Here is a 22,785-nt window from a genome sequence, read left to right as displayed (position 1 = left end):
AATATAAGTTATGATGAAAAAAGCATTTTTATTATTGATGCTAGCAATTGTAAGCTGTGGTAAAAATAATTTCACAAAAAACGATTCTGATTTATTCAATGCTAAGAATATTTCTAAAAAAAATATTCTTATAAATAAAATAAAAATTGACACACTTCTTTTTGATTCTATTGAATCTTCATATAGTGGTTTTTTAAAAATTTATAAAAATGAAATAAACTTTATAGATAGACGTTTCGGTTGGTTTTTCACGTTTGATAAAAATGGAAAATTAATTTCTAAAAAACTAGGGCAAGGTGGAGGTCCTAAAGAGATAAATACTGGTTATATTGATGCTTATAAAAGGTTACCTAATGGTAAACATCTATTTATAGGATCATCTTATGATGTACATATTCATAAAAATGATTTTGAAAGAGAAAAAACCTTTGTAATGAAATGGAATTTTACAACTAAAGATCATAAAATAACACTTGATAATTTAGACCCTCTAAATCATAAACTTTATTCTCCTCACTATATGAATTTTAAACTTGAAGCACCATCTAGTGATGAAATTTATTTTCCTATTGAAGCAAAACATCTACTTTTTAATAGTTTTAATTCAAAAAAGTATTATGAAGATGCAAGAATTTTTGCAAAATTAAACTTAAATAATGGTAAAATTGAAACTTTATTTGGGAAAAAATCTAGAGAATACTTGAAATATAAGTACTTAGGTTTTTACGACACCTTTGATTATGAAACAGATAGTAAAGGGCGTTTTTATGTAAGTTTTCAGCCAGATTCATTAGTTTATGTCTATAATAAAAATTATAAAAACTTGTATTCTTTTGGTAATTCAGGTAGATTTAAAACTGAATTTGCTGAATTTAACAGTAAAAACATTAATAACAATAATGAGTTTATAAAGGAAGCAAATAAAAAAAAGCCTAAGACTGGTTTTTATACGATGATTAAAGTATTTGAAAAGCAAGATTTATTATTTAGGAGCTATCATAAACCTAATTCAAAAAGAAGTGATGGGTTACAAATTTATAAAGGTACTACTCTAGTAGCAGATTTAGATGTTCCAAGCTGGTTTAAAGTTATTGGTTATATTGAACCTTATTTTTATTCCGAAGCTGTTTTATCAGAAGATGAATTGTCTTTGAAAAGTTATAGATTTTCTCTACCTAATTTAAAAGAATAAATGAAAAAAAAAATATTTTTTTTACCTCTTTTTTTGTTCTTCACTATCATTCTTTCTTGTAAATCAGAAAAAAAAATAGTGCTTAAGGATAAGTATCCAAAATTAAAATTAACTTCTAGAATTATTGATTATAAAGATGTAAAACGAGGAAAAATCTTAAACGCTCAATATAAATTCATAAATCCAAGTGAAGACACCTTAAAAATTAAATATGTAAACCCTGATTGTGTTTGTACAGGATATACCATTAGTTCAAAAGTCATTCCTCCAAAAGGAAAAGGTGTAATAACATTAACTCTAAACACTAAGGAAAAATATGGGGAGAATATTTTGCACGCTGTCATTAAAGCTAATACGGAAACAAAATTTTATAAAATCACTTTAAAAGCTAATATTATTGATTAAATTTCTAATCAAAAGGCCTATTGCTGTTTTTATGGCATCTTTGGCATTACTGTTACTAGGTATTGTAGCTTCTACTAAAATACCTACTTCATTAATGCCAGATATTCCTATACCTGAAATTACTGTTCAACTAAGTTATCCAAACAATACGGCAAGAGAATTAGAAACCAATGTAGTTCGACCACTTCGAAATCAACTATTACAAGTTGCCAATTTAAAAAATATTACTTCAGAAACCAGGGATGGTTTTTCTACTTTAAAATTAGAATTTAAATACGGTACCAATACCAATTTAGCCTTTGTAGAAACTAATGAAAAAGTAGATGCTTCTTTAAATTACTTACCAAGAGATTTAGATCGTCCTAAAGTAATTAAAGCTTCAGCAACCGATATTCCCATTGTTAACTTTACTGTTTCTTTAAAAGATAACTTCTCTGATGAAAAATTTTTAGAATTAAGTAATTTTACTGAAACTGTTTTAAAAAAACGTATTGAACAATTACCAGATATTGCTTTAGCTGATATTAGTGGTGTTACTAAACCTGAAATACTAGTAACTCCAAATAATAATAAATTACAAAGCTTAGGAATTGGCCCAAATGAGTTAATCAATGTAATTAAACAAAATAATTTTGAGCTAGGGAATTTATTAGTTCAAAACGGGATTTATCAATATAATTTTAAGTTTGCTAATCCACTAAAAAACAAAAAGGATATTGAAACTATTTATCTAAACATACATGATAAACTGTTTCAGTTAAAAGATTTGGCTTCCGTTAGTATTCAACCTAAACAAGATAGAGGTTTAATTTATATAAACGGAAAAAGGGCCATAGCAATGGCTATTATAAAACAAGCAGATGCAAGAGTTTATGAGTTAAAAGAATCTTTAGAAAAACTAACCGCCTCTTTTGTAAAAGACTATCCTAATTTAGAGTTTTCTACCAATCAAGATCAATCAAAGCTTTTAAAATTATCTATTGATAATTTAAAATCAAGTTTATGGATAGGTAGTTGCTTAGCAATTATAATTATGTTTTTCTTTTTAAAAGATGTAAAATCGCCTATAATTATTGCTATTAGTATTCCTGTATCTTTAATACTAAGTGTATTTTTTATGTACTTGTTTGGACTATCAATTAATATTATTTCTTTATCCGGACTTATTTTGGGTATAGGAATGATGATTGATAATGCCATTATTGTTATTGATAATATTACTCAAAAATTAGAGCAAGGAAACAACTTAATTAATGCTTGTGTAAAAGGAACGAATGAAATTATAACACCACTTATCAGTTCAGTTCTTACCACTTGTTCCGTGTTTTTACCGTTATTGTTTTTAAGCGGTATTACTGGCGCTTTATTTTATGATCAAGCTATGGCAGTTGCAATTGGTTTAGGAGCTTCTTTATTAGTTTCAATTATTTTAATTCCTGTTATTTACAAACAACTTAAAAACAAAAACTTTAAAATTGAAAAATGGTTACAGCTTGATGTAAAAACACAACACATAGATGATTGGTATGAGAAAGGGTATCATTATTTTTTCAATAGAAAAAAGTTAGTTTTTGGCATTTCAATAGCTAGTTCATTAATAGCCGTTCTTTTGTTTTTTATAATGCCTTATTCTCAATTACCAAAAATTAACCAGAATGAAGCCATTGTAACTATAGACTGGAATGAAAATATTAATGTAAAAGAAAATCAAAAAAGAATTTCTACCCTATTCAAAAACGATACTTCTATAAAAACGATTTTCTCACAAATTGGAGAGCAACAGTTTTTATTACAACGTGAGAATGCCAAAAGTTTTTCTGAAGCATCTATTTATATTAAAACTTCTGCTATTGATGAAATTGAAAGTTTAAAAAACACCTTTCAACAAAAAGTAAAAAACTTATATCCTGAAGCAACAGTTAACATAAATGAACCTAAAAATATTTTTCAATATTTATTTTCTAATGATAAAAGCAACTTAATAGCTCATGTTTTTTCAAAAAATTCGTTAGAGGTTCCAACTGAAAATCAATTGCCTTTAATTGAGCCACTACTAAAAAAAAGTACTTCAACTGAAATACCTTTAAAACAAACAGCTTTTATTGAAATATTACATGAAAATGTTTTGCTGTATGATGTTTCTTATAACTCATTAATTAATGAATTAAAAACAACCTTTAATCAAAATTTCATTGACAATTTAAAAACGGCCCAAAAGTTCATTCCTATTAAACTTAATTATAAAAGTGAAACTTTTGAAAAAATGATTTCAGAGCTATTTGTTAAAAATAAAAACAATGAATTAATTGCAGTTAGAAATTTAATTAAAACATATCCTGCAAAGCAGTATAAAAAAATTACAGCAAATAGAAGTGGTGAATATTTATCTTTTAACATTAAAACAGAAGATAATGTTCAAAATAAAATACGTGAAATTCAAAATGATTTTCAAGTTCAAAACAATTTCAATGTTCGTTTTGATGGTAGTTTTTTTGATTTAAAAGAATTAGGAAATGAGTTATTAATTGTTGTATTAGTTGCTGTTTTCTTATTGTATTTTATTATGGCTGCTCAATTTGAATCATTATGGCAACCAATAATCATTTTATTAGAAATACCTATTGATATTGGAGGAGCACTTTTACTTTTATGGATCTTTGGAGGTACAATAAATATAATGGCTGCTATTGGTATTGTAGTAATGAGTGGTGTTATTATAAATGATAGTATTTTAAAGTTGCATACCATAAATATGTTACGAAAAGAAGGACATACAATTAATGACGCTATAAAACTAGGTGGAAAACTACGTTTAAAGCCTATTTTAATGACTTCTTTAACCACTATTTTAGCTTTATTACCATTTTTATTTATGGATGGTTTAGGAGCCAAATTACAAAAACCTTTAGCATTAACCGTTATTGGAGGAATGCTTATTGGTACTTTTATAAGTTTGTATTTTATACCTTTAATGTATTCAATACTTAGTAAAAAAACAAATGCGATTTAAAATCGAAAATAAAATTATATATGTTCACTGACAGCAATTTCGTTTATGTTTTTAACTATTTTTGGAGTTTAATAAGAAAAGTATGAATAACGTATTACACATTTTTTGTAATAATAAAGCATTAACAATTTTCAAAAACTCTTCTATTGAAGGAAGTACCATTTTTTTTGATGAAAATTTAATCGAAGGGCCTTTAACCAAAGATGTTTTTTCCGATAACTTTTGGTCTGAACGTTATTCTTATTTTGAAACCAAGCATCAAAAATTGAGAATAGATTATTTTGACGCTACTATAAAACCTATTTTACAATTAGAAGACCTAAGCATATATTCTGAAGTAACACTATGGTTAGATTATACTAAATTATCTCAAATTAATTTAATGGCTTTAGGTTGTTTTTTAGCACAACATTTTTCTAAAAATACTCAATATTTTCTAGTGTGCTCTGGTAAACATAAAGGTAAAAAAGAGTTACAAAAATTAACAAACTATACTTCGGAAGAGTTTTCTATTCTTTATGGCTATAAAGTAAAAATTACATTGCCAAATTTAGAGTTTCTAAAAAACTGTTGGGATGCTTATGCAACAAAAAACACTCATTTTAACTATGATGAATTCTCTAATAAATTTAGGTACTTACAAGATTCAATAAATAATTAAATTCTAATAAAAAAGCCTCAACAAATTGTTGAAGCTTTTTTTGTACTCGAGGTGGGAATCGAACCCACACTCCCGAAAGAACTGGATTTTGAATCCAACGTGTTTTGCAATTACTTGTTTTTATTTATACTTATAATCAATTAGTTACATTATTTTTGTATTTAAATAAATGTATTAAACTCCATATAAAACCATAATTTGTTTTAGGTATGTTTTAGGTAAAATCATCATTCTTAATTTCTCAATTTCATCATAGTAAGTCTCAAAAAAACTATGGGTTTGTGGGTAATAATTAAGCGTACTAATTATTCCTGAGATACAACCACGTTTTTTGATACTCTGAAAAAAACCTTTTAGATTATTTCTCTGTAAAGCTTCCTTTGCGACAAAGGCTTTTATAGAATTGGGGTCGTTTTTGATAATATAATGTAGTGTTTCTCGTATTTGTTTTTCGTTCATTGATTTCCTTTCGGTGGTTAAAACGTGGGAACACATCATCATGTGTGGGGTGTGATGATGTTGCCCCACTTGATGAAAAATTTATAAAATGGTTGAGATCTATTTGAATATGAATGACTCAAACAAAACGTCTAATTAAACTTGAAAAGTTTGTTGAATAATACTGGCAGCCATAACAATCAAATCTATAGATGTAAGATTTTTACCAACGCTCAATTCCCTAAAGATTTGATGCGTATATTGATTTACGATTTGTGTTAAATCTAAAGTATGAGGAAGATTTGAAAGTTTTTTAACAACGTTAAAAATTCGCGATGCCTCTGAGCAAATTGTAAAAATGGTTTCTTCTTTATTTTCAAATATTACTTTTTCATCAACATCAAATGGATTTTTTGAATTTGTTAAAAGTTCTAATACAATTTGATTTCTAATTTGTGCATAATAGATATGCTGATTCATTAATGCTCCTTTTGTATTTTATAACGTTACTTAATTCAATGAATTGCGCTATGTAAATTAATGTGCCCTCACAGTCAAGAAAAAGAACAAAAAGAGTACAAACGTATGTAAGTAATTGTTGTTTTTTTTTAAAAATATCTACATCCCCACAAAACGGGAAATAAATCTAAATTGAAACTTATGATGATGTTTTAAAGCTTGTTGAACTGGAAATAACTCGATTTTGTGAGAGTTATTCTATTTCAACAATGCCCGATTATTGGATTTATATCAGGTATATATATCACTAGAAATTTTTTTTATCAGGAATGTCATTCCACAAAGCTAGTATTTGATGAACCATTGTAGCTTTCATTTTACGACTGCTACACTCGATTACCGATTTGATTTGAGATGAGGTAATGCCCACTTTTTTTGCCTCTGTATTCCCTCTAAGAATTTTATGTACACCAATGCCTGTACGTTCAATTTCATTTTTCACATACGCTGACATTTCAGGAATAATACTAATGTAGTAATTATCAGGTAATGTTTTCCAAGTATTTAAAAGCGTTTCTACATGCTCTTTCAAAGCACTTTTAGCCCGTGCTTTTACCCAATGCTTTACATTAGCAATACCAATGTAATTCAATCCATATAGATTCATAAAACGATATATTCCTAATCCTGTACGTTCTATATGATGTTCGATTTCTTCAATAATGTCTGGTGTAATTGGGGTATATCCATTGCGGCAACCTCTTTTGAGATTACCACTTTTATCGGGTATTTGCTCGTATAGTCTATAAATTGTATCTAGCTTATCTTTAGAAATACTTTTTTGCTGTCCACAATAAAGCTTATAGATAAATCGGAAATTGCTGTCGTAATCAGACTTTTTAGCTAATAAACGAGGGCTTACACCTGTTCTTTTGGCTTCTTGTTTGATTTTATGAATGATATCCGTAGTTACAGGAATAAAGCCTGATCTCAAAGCATAGTCTTTATTATTTTCTTGCTCTGACAATACTTAGTTCTCCATCAATTATAAGCTTCAAAAAAATAGTATTACACAAAACTCATTAAACTTTCATTAACCCTTTTCGTTTATGGTGTGTTTTCTTTGGAGGGTAAATACCTTACCCACTCATCATAAAAAACTACTTTATAAAATACTTTCTGCGTCAAGCAACCTCATTAAATAATTATATATTTTTAAAAGTGGTTAAATCTGCGTCAATGTTCAAAAACGTACTTAACTGATTATTTTTAATGCATCTTTTAGGGATAGATAAATTGTATTTAGAATTTATTTCAAATACCATCTATTTACATAATATTAAAATATGTTGTGTAAAATATTATATGACTATGGGAAAATGAGGGAAAACCAATGTCTGATGATAACAAGCAAATCCAAGATAATGCGACAGTTGAGGCGATAGCTGAAAACGAACTACTGCTTGCTGTAAAATCTGGTAATCGTGTGGATATTGCCAATACATATATTGCAGATATTGTTGATGCCCAAAAGACAGAAGCAAAAAAGAAAGAAGAAGATTTTGTTCAAAAAATGCTCTTAGAAATTGCCAATATGAGCTTTGATGATTTGATGAAAGAATTAGAAAATATCATGGGTGATATTGATGATCTTTTAGATACTCAAAGAAGATTACAAGCGGCATATGAAAGTGGAAATTTGGAGACATGGCAACTAATAATGATTAATGAACGGGGTTATGATCCTGAGATTATCAACAATTTGACAACTGAGAATTGGGATACCCTCCATAATCAAGAAATGTCTACAATTACCACTGAAGTAAACACGCTGTATGACCAAATGGAAGTCATGATTGCTAATTATGATGAAGCAAATGGTCTTACCGAGGAACAAGTGATACAACTTCAACAATGGCAAGCCGAACATGGGGTTGAAAAATTTAGTGCTACTCTAGATCAGTTTAGAGAGAAAGCTCCAGAAAACTTTATCGAACAGGTAGATACACAAAAGATTATAGCTAAAAACTCAACAATAAAAGATCACTTCAATAAAGCAGTTAATAATGAGGCTTCTAATCCCTTTGACTTGGATAATGATAACAAAAATGTACCAGATCCTTTTACTTCTAATAAAAGTGAAACCAACCCTTTCAATACAGTGTCAGCATCTCCGAATCCTTTTGGATAATCAATTTAGTGTAGCAACTTTAATTGGTTGAACCCGTTCCGGAATTATCAAGTGATTTCCATGATCGTCAACAAAATCTTCGGCAATCACATCAATTCCTCCGCCTACTTGACGGGGCGTGAATGTAGCAGCATTATTTTTAGTATAGGTTTTACCATCCATAAATATTTTAACGTAGCTAGGTTGATCCTCGTTAATCTCCCTATGTACCGCTGTAATGTACATAGGCTTATCAGTAAAACGTCTGTCAGCAAAAGCACTGGCTAGGATTTTTGCATTTTCAGCAGCAGTTCTCTCTCCCTGCGTGCCTCCAAAAACATAAATAGCAATTCTCTTATTCTTTGAAGCCATATAAGCAGTATTGCTATTTCCTTCTTTCACAACTGGTGCGTTCATAGAGGCAGGTGCTGTTTTTTCAGTCTTAGCTTTTGATACATCATTAAAGGCCAACAAATTATCATTAGAGGTCTGCGCCTTCAAAGTGCCAAAGGCACTAAGGGCAATAAGACTTAATGTTGCTAGTTGTTTCTTGGCATTCATAATTTTATTCCATTTCTGTAGGTTGTTTATACCATGTATTTCAATTCGTGAGCAATCTTGTGATGTCATAAGTATTAAGATGTTAAGATTTACGGTATTGATTGTTTAAAATGAGTATTTAAATGCACTTTTTATTGCTTTTAATGCTGATTTTATACCCAAATATATCCACGCCCCTGGCAAGAAGGACAGGTTTCACTTCCTTTTCGGGCATTGTAAATACGCCCCGTTCCATTACACATAGAACATGTTTGCTTGTGGTTTGAGCTACACTCTTGTTTAGCTTTTTCCATGATTGCAGATTTAAGAATTAGTCTTTTTCAGTTTTCAGGAGTGCTTAAAACACTTCTTTTTGAAAATATTTTGTACCTCTGTCCTGAATTTGTCCGAAAATTAGATATACTCTGCCATCATAAGGAGTATCAGAATGCTTTTTCATTAAAATCTCATGTGTTTCGGTTCTTAAAGGCCTGATTTTTAGTTAAAATTGAAAAAAACACCTCTTTTTATTTGAATATATGACCGAATATATCTAATAATCAGACAGTTGAATTTTAACCAAAAAAACAAAAATGTATAAACAAACGATCTCCCTGCATGACTCTAAAGGACAGCGTAAATACTTAAACCATGCGGAACGTTTGCGATTTTTGAAATGCACAGCAAGTCGCCCTGTAGCTATAAAATTATTTTGTCAGTTGCTCTACTACACAGGCGCACGTATTGCCGAGATACATAATCTTACAGTGGACAGTCTTGATTTATCTAATAAGACAGTAGTACTTGAAACTCTTAAAAAAAGAAAACGCGGAATTTATAGGGAAATCCCCCTGCCTGATTTCCTATTAGAAAATTTGGAAGCTTATATTCACGAGATAAAACAAGGAGAAGGAAGTTATCAACGCCTCTGGAGTTTTTCATTACGTAGCGCATCAAGGCATATCAAAACCATTATGATTGAAGCTGGTATTACTGGCGTTAGAGGATGCGCCAGAGGGCTTCGTCACGGATTTGCAGTTCATGCTGTAGATAAAGCTCCTATAACCGTCGTTAAAAAATGGCTAGGTCATAGTGCCTTGGAGACAACAGCAATTTATTTGAATGTTATTGGTACAGAGGAACGAGAAATAGCAAAAAGGCTTTGGATTAATGGAGGCATTACAGATAACCTTACCTGATATGTTCATAGCTATATAGCCAATGAACTGGTAGAAAGACTACAACATTTTCAATGGTGTTTCTATGATTTTTGGAAAGTTACATTCAATGAATGATGGCTTTTACACTACTTAAATATTGATGTCAAGTATTTTTTTTGAAAAAATGTTGATTTATTTCATCAGTACCCATCCTTCACCCTTTAAATAATAAGTAAATTTTACTTTGAGCTAAAAAAACTTGAAATATGGCTCAAAAAATGTTTATATTTGAGCTATAAGTAAAAAGTTTATAGCTCATGACTGCTTTTAAATGGAATTGGCAACATAAAAATTGGCCTGAATTCACCTATGATGAAACGGCTTTAAAGGAACTGGAATATGAATTTGTTCAATCCAGTGGCATTGCATTGGGAGCTTTTAAGCATGTTTCTGATGATGAAAAAGAGCAATTACTTATTGAAGTATTGTCTGATGAAGCATTAAAAACCTCTGAAATAGAAGGTGAATATCTTGACCGTGATAGTATTCAAGAATCCATTAAAAGAAATTTGGGGTTATCTATAGAAAACAGAAAGCTTCCTGCTGCTGAGTTTGGTATTTCGGAGATGATGGTAAACCTCTATCAAACTTATGATGAATCATTAACTGATGAATATCTTTTTCAATGGCATAGAATGCTAACAAATGGTCGTAGAGATTTAATAGATATTGGACGTTATCGAACTCATGAAGAACCTATGCAGATAGTCTCTGGCGGAAGAGTGGATAGAAAGACGGTGCATTATGAAGCCCCCCCCTCTAAAAACATGACTGAAGAAATGAACCTTTTTGTTAAATGGTTTAACAAGTTACATTCTAAAGAAAATTCCACAATGTTACCCTTAGCTAAATCAGGTATAGCTCACTTTTATTTTCTAGCCATCCACCCATTTGAAGATGGAAATGGTCGTATAGCGAGAGCTTTGTCAGAAAAATCTATCTCTTTAGATTTAAAGCGCCCTGCCCTAATCTCCCTATCTCAAATGATAGAGAGAAACAAAAAGGCTTACTATGCTTCACTTGAAGCTCACAACTTTAAATTGGATTTAACCGACTGGCTTCTTTATTTTGGACAAACTGTTATTGATGCCCAAAATAACACTATAAAAATTATTGAATTCCTGATTAATAAAGCAAAATTCTTTGATCGTTTTGCTTCAATGATGAATGAACGTCAAACGATTGTTATACGTCGTATATTTAAAGAAGGACATCATGGGTTTAAAGGTGGACTAAGCGCAGTAAATTACACACGTATCGCCAAAACTTCTGCCTCAACTGCAACAAGGGATTTAAAAGATTTAGTTGATAAAAATATTTTGACTAAAACTGGTGAATTAAAAAGCACACGATATTATCTTAATTTAAAATAATACTTATTAAACTATGGAAATAAAAAAAGTTGTTATAACAAATTTCAAAGGCTTTAAAGACAAATTTACTATCATATTAAATAGTGGATTAAACATTATTGTAGGCGACAATGAAGCTGGTAAGTCTACAATTCTTGAAGCTATAAATTTAGCTTTGACTGGTATGTTCAATGGAAGATACATTCGTAATGAACTTTCTCAATACTTATTTAATGAAAAAGCTGTAAGCGACTATATTAAGAGTATTAAAGATGATAGCCCTCTTCCGCCTCCAAGCATTTGTATAGAATTGTTTATTATCGGAAAAGCTGAAGTAGCTCCCTTAGAGGGAGATAAAAACAGTGATGGAATTGGTCATAGTGGTATTTCATTTAGCATAGAGTTTAATGAAATTTATAAGTCCTCCTACGAAGCATTACTAAAAACAGGAGATGTTAAAACAATTCCAATTGAATATTATCATGTAGTATGGAGAAGTTTTGCTAGAGACGCCATTATTGCCAGAAACATACCTCTCAAATCTGCCTATATAGATTCTAGTAGTTCAAGAAACAAAAACGGATCAGATGTGTATATAGGGCGAATTGTAAAAGAACTTTTATCTGAAGATGAGATTGTAAGTGTATCGCAATCACACAGACAAATGAAAGAACAATTTATGGATGCTCCATCTATCGAAGCTATCAATCATAAGATTAGTGAGGCAGGTAAAATTTCAAACAAAGAGATTAAAATATCTGTAGAGTTGTCTTCAAGAAACGCTTGGGAAACAGGGCTAACGACTTATTTAGATAATATTCCTTTTCATTTTATTGGTAAGGGTGAGCAAAGTATTATTAAGACTAATCTTGCTTTAGCTCATAATAAGGCGAAAGAAGCTAATGTTATTCTTCTTGAAGAGCCTGAAAATCATCTATCTCACTCAAAATTAAACCAGCTCATAGATGCAATTAAAGAAGGAGATGATGATAAACAGATAATTGTTACAACTCATAATAGTTATGTGGCAAATAAGCTGGGGTTAGATGATCTAATATTACTTAATGATAGGAAAACATTAAAGCTTGATGATCTTTCACCTGAAACCAAAACGTTTTTTGAGAAAATATCAGGCTATGACACATTAAGATTAATGTTGTGTAAAAAGGCAATCTTGGTGGAAGGAGATTCAGATGAGCTTATTGTTCAAAGAGCTTATCAAGATAGAAATGAGGGAAAGCTACCTATTAACGATGAAATAGAAGTTATTTCCGTAGGTGTGTCTTTTTTAAGGTTTTTGGAAATAGCAGAAAAGTTAAATCAACCCGTTAGTATTGTCACTGATAATGACGGAAATATCGAAGCTTTAAAGAAAAAGTATAAAGACTATTTAGGGGGTAATACCAAATTAAATATTAAAATTTGTTTTGATAATATAATTGATACTGGGACACTAAAAATTGGAGACAAGCCTTTTAACTATAATACATTAGAACCAAAACTTTTAAAAGCTAATGATTTGACTACAATAAATAAAATGTTTGGAACTGAATATGAAGAAATAAATGATCTCCATAAATTTATGAGGAACAACAAAACCGAATGCGCTTTGAAAATATTCCAAGCAAATGAAAAAATTAAGTACCCTCAATATATATTAGACGCAATAACATGAATAAATTGATTATTGCATCTGCTGGTGCTGGTAAGACAACTTTTATAGTAAAAGATGCGCTTCAAAAAGCATTGCAAGGTAAAAGAATCCTAATTACAACTTTCACCGAAGCTTGTGAAAGTGAAATTTACCAAAAAATCATTGATGAATATGGCTGTATTCCAGAGAACATATTTATACAGACTTGGTTTTCATTTTTAATATCTCATGGCGTGAAACCTTATCAAGGTCAATTGTTTTCATTTGACACTAAAGGTATGATTTTAGTTAATGGCAGATCTGGGTTAAAATTTAAAGGTCGCTTTCCCGTTTATTGGGGTGAAGAAGAAAACTTTGAAAAATTCTATTTCAGTTCTCAACGCAAAATATATTCTGACAAATTAGCTCAACTTGTGATTAAATGTGAAATAGCATCTAAAGGAAAGGTGTTTGATCGTATTTCCAGATGTTTTGATGTTATTTATATTGATGAAGTTCAAGATTTGGCAGGATATGATTTAGAGGTTTTAGATTATCTCTTCAAAATAACTACAAATATTACTTTGGTGGGAGATCCTAGGCAAGCTATATACTCGACTAATAATTCAAGAAAAAATAAAAAATACGTTAAGTCAGAAATTATAAACTTTTTTGAAGATAGTAAGCTTCAAATTGAAACAGATGATACCTCTTTAAAAGTTAATTATAGATGCCCTCAATCAATCTGTGATTATTCAAATCTTCTTTATCCTGATTTACCAAAAAGTAATTCAGAAAACAGTCAAATTACAGGGCATGATGGATTATTTCTGCTTTCAATCAAAAACTTGGATAAGTATCTAAAAAAATATAATCCACTTCAGCTTCGGGATTCTATTAGAACTAAAGTAAACGAAGAATATCAGGCTCTTAATTTTGGTAAATCTAAAGGGTTAACTCTAGAAAGAGTAATAATTTACCCATCTGGACCAATGGTAAAATGGCTCACCAACCAGGATACTTTAATTTCAAAAGCTGCAAGGGCTAAACTATATGTGGCTTTGACTAGAGCAAAGCACAGTGTAGCAATAGTATTAAAGGATAAAGACATAAAAAAAATAAGCAATTTACCTGTTTATAACTTTGATTAAAAATGAAAGAAAATGAATGAGACGGAAAAATTCTTATTAGAGATTAGTATTGGCATAGAGGTTGATCAATTTTGGGCGAAATACAGGAGGTTTTGTGATCAAATTGAGATTATCGAGATCGAAAAGTTAATTGAAATAATGCCGATTCTTATTAAATATTTAAAAGAACAAAATCATTCTACTTACCAATTTTACGAAAGTATAGAATTAGCTTCTTCAAAAGATCAACAGTATGCAGAGAAGCTTTATGAAGAGCTACTAACCCATAAAACTGATGATTTTCAAAATGCTTTAGGTAACATAATCTCTGGTTTATTTAAAATAGACCCAAATTCTGCAAAAGAAAAAACAAAAAAACTTATCACAGATACCGATACTGCTAAAATCGTTCAAGGTATATCTAGTATTGCTCGTTTTGATTTTGATAAGCATCCATCTAAAGAGTTTTTAAATTATTTAGATAATAGGTTTTCAGAATTAATTAAAAATGATGAAAGTGTCGATATACTTGCAGCTATTCTATTTGTTTGTCGTTGTAAACGAAACTATCTTCCAAAGTGCGATCAACATATAACTGCATTATTAAATCATGAGCATTCTCAAATCAAAATTCATCTTATAGATATATTGAATTTTGCACTAGATATAAATACTGAAAAAGAATTCTATAAAACTATTTTAACCTCACTTGTCTCTTTTGACATTTCTTTCATTGGTTATTATAGGAGTTTTGATTATATGCTGAGTAGGCTTGTAAAAAATCATCTAGAATTGGTTATGGAGTTTTTGAATGAATGGATAACGTTCAGTAATGAAAATTCAAAGAATATTAAGTTATTTCAATCTGTTTTTAATGAGATCCATGATACATCAATACCTGATTTTCAGGAAATAATTACACGTTGGCTAAATGATGATAATGTCTCTTTTCAAATAGCGACATTTAGCCTTATGAGGGAAATGAGCTATAGAAATATTTCATCAATAGAATTATCTACATCACTTTTAAAAGATTATAGCTTCTATGACATTGAGTATATAACGTTTAAAATAATTGGTTTTGTTTATGACCGAAAGCTTTCTAGGTCAATGCTCTATTCGATATTACATTCCAAGTATGAAGATACTGAAATAGTACCAATCATGAAATGGGTTTTTGTCGATTATTTAATCTTTAATTATTATTCAACTATTGATTTTCTTAAAGAAAAAAATAAAAAAGCTCCTTCAAAATTAAAGAAGGTTATTTCCCAAATTATCAAAGAAGGTGAAAAATTATACTTGGTTTATTCTGATTTAGACGTTCTAAAAGAGTTTGAACCTTCAAGAGAAAGGTTAAAGTATATCGATAAAATTCAAAATAAAAAAATGCAGAAAGCACATCAAGAAAATGAAAAAAATGATACTTCTTTCCTAAGTCAAATCACTTCACTTCACTTTCGAGCAGGCAAAAAAGCTTTTGGAAAATTTGGAGGAAAATATAGTCAAGAAATGGAGCCAAAGTTATTTTCACAAAGTGAAGAAATGCCTAGAGGTGAAAATATTGATCCAGTTGGGCAGGCAGTTTTAAGGTTGGAAAGCCAAAATTTTATTAGAAGACAATGAGATTTATACTAAGTGAATATATAACACTATTAAAAGAAGATGGGGAGCTTGACACTCTAATAACTGATTTATTGGTAGGAATGAAAATTACACCAATATCAAAACCACAAAGGGGTAGACAACATGGTGTAGACATAGCTGCTGTTGGTATTGATCCGATTGATAATAAGAGAAAAGTTTTTTTAATTGCTGTAAAGCAAAAAAACTTAACGAGAAGTAGTTGGGATAGTGAAGTTAATTCTGTACGTCCAAGTTTAAATGAAATTATTGATGTCTATATTCCAACTATGTTGGATAAAAGGTATAAAAAATTACCTATAAAAATTATAGTGGCTACCAATGGTGAGATGGTTCAAAATGTTCAAACTAATTGGAAAAATTATGTAGATAAACATACTAAAAAGAAAAGAACATATGAGTTTTGGGGAACAGGTGAACTGGCTAATATGCTAGATATATACCTCGATAATGAAAAGTTATTTCCATCTAAGTATCAATCATTGTTAAGAAAAACATTAGCTTTTTTAGATTTATCCGACTATGACTATTCTCACTTCTATATACTATTAGACCAAATTTTAAGTAAACCTGAAAAACAGAAACAAAGAGTTCTAAAAAAGCTTAGACTTATTAGATTATGTACTGGAATCATTTTTAAATGGTCACAAGACATAGATAATTTAAAACCTTCACTTATTGCTAGTGAACGAGCATTGTTGGTCACTTGGAATTGGATTGAAGAAAATAATCTTTTTGAAAGAAATTACGTAAAAGCCGAGTTCTATAATTTACATCTTTTAAAAAGAAAACTAGGAGTTTTCTATTTTAATAAAGTAGCAAATCACTATAAAACCAAACATAGTCTATCTAAATATTCAAAAAATTATTTAGAATACAGTTTAAATAGTTGGAATGAATTAGGTTTACTAGCTACAGTTGGTCTGACAGAAATACAAGAGTTGGTATTTAAAGCCTCTACAAACCAAAATGAAGAGGCTAAACTACATTACACAAGTGCCTTATCAATTTCTAATGCGCTAGAAATATTTATTTTCAATACCCCTCCTCTTAATTACCCTCAGTATGATGAACATTCTATAGAAATTGCATTATCATTACAGCTACTATGGAAAACTGGCAAAACTGAAGTTATTAGAAAATGGATTTCTAATATGGTGGTGGCTTTTCATAATAATTTTCATCTATATAAATTCTTCCCTCTTTTTAGAACCAATTTTGATAAGTTGGTAGATATTCATAATGGAGATGAAATACATGAACCTGAATCCTCTATGATTCTAACTATTATATTAGAGTATGTCGTACTACTTGATAATGCTGAATTATATCAAAAAATAAGATCACTTATTCATGAGCAATTTCCAAAAATCAACCTTCAAATGTGGTTCGCTACGGAAGAAATTGAAAATGTTTTTTGTTCGAAAAATTACAGCGCTAGAGAAGGAAAACTAAAACATTCAATAGTAGTTTATGAAAACATGGAAGACTACAGAAAAGAAATCATTGAAGAAATCGATTTATTTCTTAAAGAAGATAAATTTGAATTTTATACTTCTGGTTTTCATCTGATGGGGCATTTAGCTAGTAGACATTTTAGAGTACAACCTTTCCCTGTATTTTGGAGGCTACCGATTAAAAAACTAAAAGAAACTCAAAAACTTTAAATACAACACTTTTTATAATTATCTTTAGGAGTCTTAACCAAGCCTATTAACTACCATAGATTCAAATATATTAGACATACACCAATTATATGGTTATCTGATTCCGTCGAAGGAGGCTGGAATGGTCATTTATATATTGGACTCAAAAATCAAGACTGGAAAATTATCAAAGCACTTTACTTATAGTGATATTGAAAAGTGTATTGCAGAAAGTTCAAAAATTGAAGTAGGCTCAACACCACAAACTGAAAAAATCGTCAAGAGCCTTCTGCACTTCTTTATTGAAAGACCACCAAATGATGAACTTAAATTTGCTATTACAGACTATGCAAAAAAGTTTATCGAATTAATTGATAAAAAATTACATAGTCCTTTAAAAAATTTCCCTTTAAAGAAAACCTTTAAAAAATTCACAAAATTTAAAGCTTCGGAAATAAAGAATTTAGAAGATTTTGAAATATGGCATAGACTGGAATTTAGTACTGCTGGCAAGCAGATTATCATAGACCACTTAGAGGCTCTAAAAGATGTAGTTAAAACATCAATTAGCAGACTTAACAGTCTTTTAAAGGCAGAATCTGAAGACCTAATAACGTTAACCAAGGAATTTGCTTTGGTATTTGAAGAAATTAGTAATAAATCAGAAGAAATAAAATACACCCTTAGATTGGGTAACACGCTAAGTATCGAGATTGAAAACGTAATTGATTTTTTCTACCATAAAATTGAATCATTTAAACATCCAGAAAATGAAGAAGAGCAAATAGCATTTGAACAGCTGAATGCTGACTATTCAAAAGCAGTAAAAATTAAAAACGATGTCATTGACTTTTTTAATGATGTAGATTACCGCTTGAAACAGTTAATGGATCGTTCGCTATATGCCAACAATCAATTAAGAAATCTTCAAAATAACTTTAGAAGTCAGTCGAGAATACGAATAAACTTAAAACGCCTATTGAAGTTTACGTTGGAACAGGCCTCGTATTCTAAAAACGATATTGTAAAACTACCTGTATTATTCCCAAAAAAGATATTACCAATAGAGCAATTTAAATTTATTGAAGTACCCTATTATGACTCTTTTGGGATTAAAAAGAATAAAATCATTCCCGTCCTATATGACAAGGAACACGCACAAAAAGAGCAAAATAAGATTCAAAAGGATTTGCAGCGACAAGAAAATGTAGCAAGACTGTTCCGTGAATACAAAGCTATTTTTGAAAAAGAAAAGGAATTTGATTTTACCGAACACTTTTATAAAATTTTAGAAGAAGAAAACGATAGTGAGATTGCGTTAAGCGTAGGATTCGACCTGTTTCAATATGCTAACAGAAATCCCAGGTATGAAATTGATATTCAACGAGAACTATCTGATGTTTCTACAAAAAAAGACATCTTAATATGGAAAATGAAAATACGACAAATAATATAGAAGCACCTTTCAATTTTTTGGAAAACAATGATGTGAAAGAAAAATTTGCAGATCTTAATATTGAACTTTTGAGAGGTAGACATATTCAAAAAAGTGGTAATTATTACCTCTACCAACTGCTTAATAAATATTATGACAAGCTCAGATATTATTATGACTATTTCTACAACCTTAGACTTGAAAGAGAGTTTAAAGATAGTATCACATTTTATTTCCTCGATTTCAATGAGGAAACCAGAGGTGCGTTAAGTTCAAACAACCGCTATAAAGAATTATCCCCATCACAAACTGTAACAGGTTTAATGCTTCTTAACATGTACTATGACAAATACTTTGATGATGTAAAAGAAGTCACCTTTTTAGATATTAAAAAAGAAATTATCGAAGGCGAAAATAGCCAGAGTTATAAAAAACTATGGTTTAACGAAATACGTGAAGAATATTCACCTCCAGAGTGGAAACGTGTTAAAACCAATATCAAAAACACCGTTAGGGATTTTGACAAATTGGGCTGGGTAGAATCTATGACCCCAGACGAAGGTGAAGAAATTCGATTTAGGCTTAAAGAGCCTATATATCGTTTTCAAAAACTTTACGAAAAAGAGATTTCAAACTTTGATGAATTTATAGAAAACTATCTACTTCAAACCAATGATTAAATATCCACGCATATATTCTATCTCAACGGTTGGTGTTATTATGCATTACAACCAAGATTACTTATTACACCCTATACGAACTGACTTTACTGGTAAAAATGGTATTGGGAAATCACTCATTGCAGATCTACTGCAAATACTTTTTGTTTCCGACAAAAAGAAGATTGCCTTTGGTACAGAAAGTAATAAAAAAGACTCAAGGAAAATTGAGACATTACCCTATGAAACATCGGATGCTTATGTCTTTATCAACATAGAAACTGAACAGGACTATTTCATAACACTGGGCGTTAATATTCCTAATAAAAAAAGCAGACCGTTACGGTCTTTTTGGATTTTGAATCAAGCCTACGGAAAAGATGATAACGAAGAACTCATTGACTTGGTAATCCATAAGGACAACATCCCCTTCTACAAAGATTTTCTAATTGGCAATACTATCCCACCAATAGATAAGTTGATGATTCATCTTAGAGAAGAAAAAAGGTTGTTTCTCAGAAGTTTTTCAGACAAACCACAGAAAAAAGAACTCTACAGTTTCTTGTTTGAAAAAGGGATTCTACCTATAAACCTTGCACTAGATTCTAACTTAGATGCTTTTGCCAAGGTGATTCAGTCTTTTTCCAAGGCAAAAACGTTGGATACAGATAGCGATGAAAGCCTAAAGCGTTTTCTTTTTGATGGTAAGATGGACGATATCCAATCTGAATACGAAAAACATAAAAAGAATCTAGAAAAACTCATTACAGATTACAAAGACTTAGAGACACTCATAGATACTCTTGAAAACAAACAGGAAGCTCTAAAAAATCTTAATGCGCTCAACGAATTATACCTTGACACTTTCAAGGAACATCTTTGTGTCGAGTACGTACAAATAAAGAAAGATATATCGGAAAAAGAGAAGCGTTTAAAGAAGGTTGAAAAGGATTTATCGAAGGCAGACGAAACAGTTAGGATTTTAAGAACTGGTAATCCAAGGCTAGAGACGCAAATAGCTCAGACTAAAAAGCGGTATCAAGAATTAGAGCAATCTCTAGAGTTTCTAAACCCTTATAAAGACATATTCGATAGGATTGAAACCTTGAAAAAGGACATAAAGGAACTGGATGACATCGTCTTACCACCAATAGAAAATGAGGTTTTTATTGATATCCCGAATTTAGAGAATTATCAAACACCTGAAATAAAAAGAAGGGTTAAAGAATTTACTATATTATACCAAAAGTATTGCTCTCTAACAGGTATCGAAGACAAAACGGAATTGCAACAGCAACAGCTAGAGGATAGAAAGAATATACTTTCTACGAAAAAGGCTGGTTTATACGACTTATTGAAACTGCTTACAAAAAAAGATAAAAGTTCCTTTTTGGGACAGCTGATATTACAACAAAAAACACTATCGCCTGCACAGGAAACCATCCTTTTCAAAGTGCTTCAAAATGTTAAATGGGAAAAGCCCGAAAATGTAGTTTCCGGAATTCGATACGTTACCGATTTCGAGTTTATTGATAAAAAGAACATTGAAAAAGACGAGGAACACAAGGGCTATTGGTACAATTTAGGTGGTGTACGGGAATTTGTGCCTGAAACCGATGACAAACGAATGTTTGGTGATATTAAAATCCTAAAGCAAGCACTTAAAAATCAAGAAGATAAGATAAATAAAGATATTACTAAAATTAACAAAGAGCTATCAGAAATAGAATCATTTGGTAGGGGTGAAACTTACAATGACAGGTTGATTAATGTTGATGCATCTCTCGACCAGCGCATACGTGATTTTTCCCAGTTTAATGATTTAAAATTGACCTTGGGCTTGATGCAAAATATAGAGTATAAAAAAGAGACCTATCAACTTGAGATTTCAAAAGAAGAAAAAACGCTCTCTAAACTAGAAGCCAAGATTAATTTTCCAATTGAGAAAAAAGACATCGCTGCTCAAATTAAATCCTTAAAAGAGAAGATTGAAAGTCTAAAAAGAGAAGAAGTTGAACTTAGTGCTCAACACAAAGCAGATAAAGGTAGGCTTAGTGACAAAATGGAATTGATAACAACGCTTAAAAGTCAACCCAAAGAATATCAAGACACTATAGAAAAACTCAAAATCCAACTGACTACAGTAACCAAAAATTTCTTGGGTTTCTTCCCTGATTTTGAATTTAAAAAGATTGAAGAAAAACAATTCATAAATATCGAAAGAACATCTGTCTTTTCAGAATTCAATGATAAAAAAACCAATTACATAGGTGATTATAAAGGGGTCATCAATAAATTTCCAACTATTGAGAACGCCCCTGAAATCATTGAACAGATAGAACAGAAAACTTTTAATTTTGAGGTTATTGAAAGCACATTACTTGGCCCCAAAATTAAACACACCCAGAATATCAGTGAAGAGCTGAAGCAACTTAACAGCAGTAGATATGGAATGTTTGAAGCTATACACGAAACTATGTTAAGCATTTTCAAGCAGACTAAAGGCAAGTATAACGAGTACCGCGATACCGTCAAGAATCTTAACAAATTCTTCAAGGGCAAAAAAATCAGTGATAAATATTATTTCCAAATAGAGTTTAACGCACCAGAAGATTTTGATATTAAATGGATTAATGAGTTACAAGTATCATCGCAACAAGTATATAAAAGTGGCGAACTACCAGTTGGGGATTCAGTAGAAAAATTTGTTGAGGACTTCTTTATTAAAGCTACACCAAAATTCAACCAACGTATTAAGTTCTCTAACCTTCTCGACCCAAAAACTTATTTTGAGTTGAAGACCAAGTTTACAGATGAATTTGACGTTGAAAAACCCGATGGAAGTACTGGTGAAAACTATACAGCAATCGTTCTGCTTGGTATCGGTAGGTTATCTGTAGTGTTAGACGCAAACCGTCCAGGTCTTAAATTCCTTATCTTAGAAGAAGTGTCCAATTTGGATAGTTTGAACTTTAGCACATTTCCTAATATCGCTGAAGAGTTTGGGTATCAAATTTTAACAATGACCCCACGGCCTTTTGGCTCAGACACCAAACAAGGTTGGTATCTACACCACCTAATTGAAGGTGCAGGTGATAAAAACATCAACTATCCAACACCTAATAGTTACTTTAAAACTAATGAGGGTAGAGAGGATTTAGAAATCTACTTAAAAGCACAGTTAAATTAAT

General features: G+C 30.5%; 18 protein-coding genes. 14 read left to right on the top strand and 4 right to left on the bottom strand.

Annotated features, from left to right (window positions below):
* The first annotated feature begins 10 nt into the window (after positions 1–10).
* The 4 genes from DS884_RS07410 (at position 11) to DS884_RS07395 (ending at position 5,268) form a co-directional block, all read left to right on the top strand.
* On the top strand, positions 11–1,192 hold the full coding sequence (locus DS884_RS07410) for a hypothetical protein (protein WP_147239384.1): 1,182 nt from the start codon (positions 11–13) through the stop codon (positions 1,190–1,192).
* Entirely contained in the window at positions 1,193–1,597 is a 405-nt protein-coding gene (locus DS884_RS07405) for a DUF1573 domain-containing protein (RefSeq protein ID WP_113786307.1), read from the top strand.
* The gene (locus tag DS884_RS07400) at positions 1,590–4,607 is read left to right on the top strand and encodes an efflux RND transporter permease subunit (protein WP_113786306.1); all 3,018 of its coding nucleotides are present in this window, start codon (positions 1,590–1,592) and stop codon (positions 4,605–4,607) included. Before DS884_RS07405 ends, DS884_RS07400 begins: the two co-directional genes overlap by 8 nt.
* 82 nt (positions 4,608–4,689) lie before the next feature.
* Positions 4,690–5,268, top strand: a complete 579-nt coding sequence (locus DS884_RS07395) for a DUF1835 domain-containing protein (RefSeq protein WP_113786305.1) — start codon at positions 4,690–4,692, stop codon at positions 5,266–5,268.
* 174 nt (positions 5,269–5,442) lie between these two features.
* Here the strand turns inward: DS884_RS07395 and DS884_RS07390 are convergent, their stop codons facing one another.
* The 3 genes from DS884_RS07390 to DS884_RS07380 form a co-directional block, all read right to left on the bottom strand.
* A complete protein-coding gene (locus DS884_RS07390) occupies positions 5,443–5,727 on the bottom strand; it encodes a hypothetical protein (protein WP_113786304.1) in 285 nt (94 codons plus the stop codon).
* 135 nt (positions 5,728–5,862) lie between these two features.
* Positions 5,863–6,186: a hypothetical protein gene (locus tag DS884_RS07385; RefSeq protein ID WP_113786303.1), complete on the bottom strand. Its 324-nt coding sequence runs from the start codon at positions 6,184–6,186 to the stop codon at positions 5,863–5,865.
* A gap of 286 nt (positions 6,187–6,472) precedes the next feature.
* Positions 6,473–7,192: a hypothetical protein gene (locus tag DS884_RS07380; protein ID WP_113786302.1), complete on the bottom strand. Its 720-nt coding sequence runs from the start codon at positions 7,190–7,192 to the stop codon at positions 6,473–6,475.
* 366 nt (positions 7,193–7,558) lie between these two features.
* Between DS884_RS07380 and DS884_RS07375 the strand changes: the two genes are divergently transcribed.
* Positions 7,559–8,356 (top strand): hypothetical protein, encoded by a 798-nt coding sequence (locus tag DS884_RS07375; protein WP_113786301.1) that lies wholly within the window; start codon positions 7,559–7,561, stop codon positions 8,354–8,356.
* Here the strand turns inward: DS884_RS07375 and DS884_RS07370 are convergent, their stop codons facing one another.
* Complete coding sequence (locus DS884_RS07370) at positions 8,357–8,965, bottom strand: hypothetical protein (protein WP_113786300.1); 609 nt, start codon at positions 8,963–8,965, stop codon at positions 8,357–8,359.
* 503 nt (positions 8,966–9,468) lie between these two features.
* Here DS884_RS07370 and DS884_RS07365 point away from each other — a divergent pair.
* The 9 genes from DS884_RS07365 (at position 9,469) to DS884_RS07325 (ending at position 22,784) form a co-directional block, all read left to right on the top strand.
* A complete protein-coding gene (locus DS884_RS07365; RefSeq protein WP_113786299.1) occupies positions 9,469–10,074 on the top strand; it encodes a tyrosine-type recombinase/integrase in 606 nt (201 codons plus the stop codon).
* Between the two features lie 278 nt (positions 10,075–10,352).
* Positions 10,353–11,468: a Fic family protein gene (locus tag DS884_RS07360; protein ID WP_113786298.1), complete on the top strand. Its 1,116-nt coding sequence runs from the start codon at positions 10,353–10,355 to the stop codon at positions 11,466–11,468.
* 13 nt (positions 11,469–11,481) lie between these two features.
* Entirely contained in the window at positions 11,482–13,122 is a 1,641-nt protein-coding gene (locus DS884_RS07355) for an ATP-dependent nuclease (protein WP_113786297.1), read from the top strand.
* Positions 13,119–14,231 carry a UvrD-helicase domain-containing protein gene (locus tag DS884_RS07350; RefSeq protein ID WP_113786296.1) on the top strand — a complete coding sequence of 371 codons (1,113 nt, stop codon included), beginning with the start codon at positions 13,119–13,121 and terminating at the stop codon, positions 14,229–14,231. Before DS884_RS07355 ends, DS884_RS07350 begins: the two co-directional genes overlap by 4 nt.
* Positions 14,232–14,369: 138 nt before the next feature.
* On the top strand, positions 14,370–15,836 hold the full coding sequence (locus DS884_RS07345; protein WP_147239383.1) for a hypothetical protein: 1,467 nt from the start codon (positions 14,370–14,372) through the stop codon (positions 15,834–15,836).
* Positions 15,833–17,521 carry a hypothetical protein gene (locus DS884_RS07340; protein WP_113786294.1) on the top strand — a complete coding sequence of 563 codons (1,689 nt, stop codon included), beginning with the start codon at positions 15,833–15,835 and terminating at the stop codon, positions 17,519–17,521. Before DS884_RS07345 ends, DS884_RS07340 begins: the two co-directional genes overlap by 4 nt.
* Before the next feature lie 136 nt (positions 17,522–17,657).
* A complete protein-coding gene (locus DS884_RS07335) occupies positions 17,658–18,956 on the top strand; it encodes a hypothetical protein (protein WP_113786293.1) in 1,299 nt (432 codons plus the stop codon).
* Positions 18,926–19,615 carry a condensin complex protein MksE gene (locus DS884_RS07330; RefSeq protein ID WP_113786292.1) on the top strand — a complete coding sequence of 230 codons (690 nt, stop codon included), beginning with the start codon at positions 18,926–18,928 and terminating at the stop codon, positions 19,613–19,615. Before DS884_RS07335 ends, DS884_RS07330 begins: the two co-directional genes overlap by 31 nt.
* Entirely contained in the window at positions 19,608–22,784 is a 3,177-nt protein-coding gene (locus DS884_RS07325; RefSeq protein ID WP_113786291.1) for an AAA family ATPase, read from the top strand. Before DS884_RS07330 ends, DS884_RS07325 begins: the two co-directional genes overlap by 8 nt.
* Position 22,785 lies beyond the last annotated feature (1 nt).

It is taken from the genome of Tenacibaculum sp. E3R01 (assembly GCF_003318185.1).
Lineage (GTDB): Bacteria > Bacteroidota > Bacteroidia > Flavobacteriales > Flavobacteriaceae > Polaribacter > Polaribacter halocynthiae.
The sequence above is the reverse complement of the archived record's forward strand: the minus strand, read 5'-3'. Positions and strand labels throughout refer to the sequence as shown.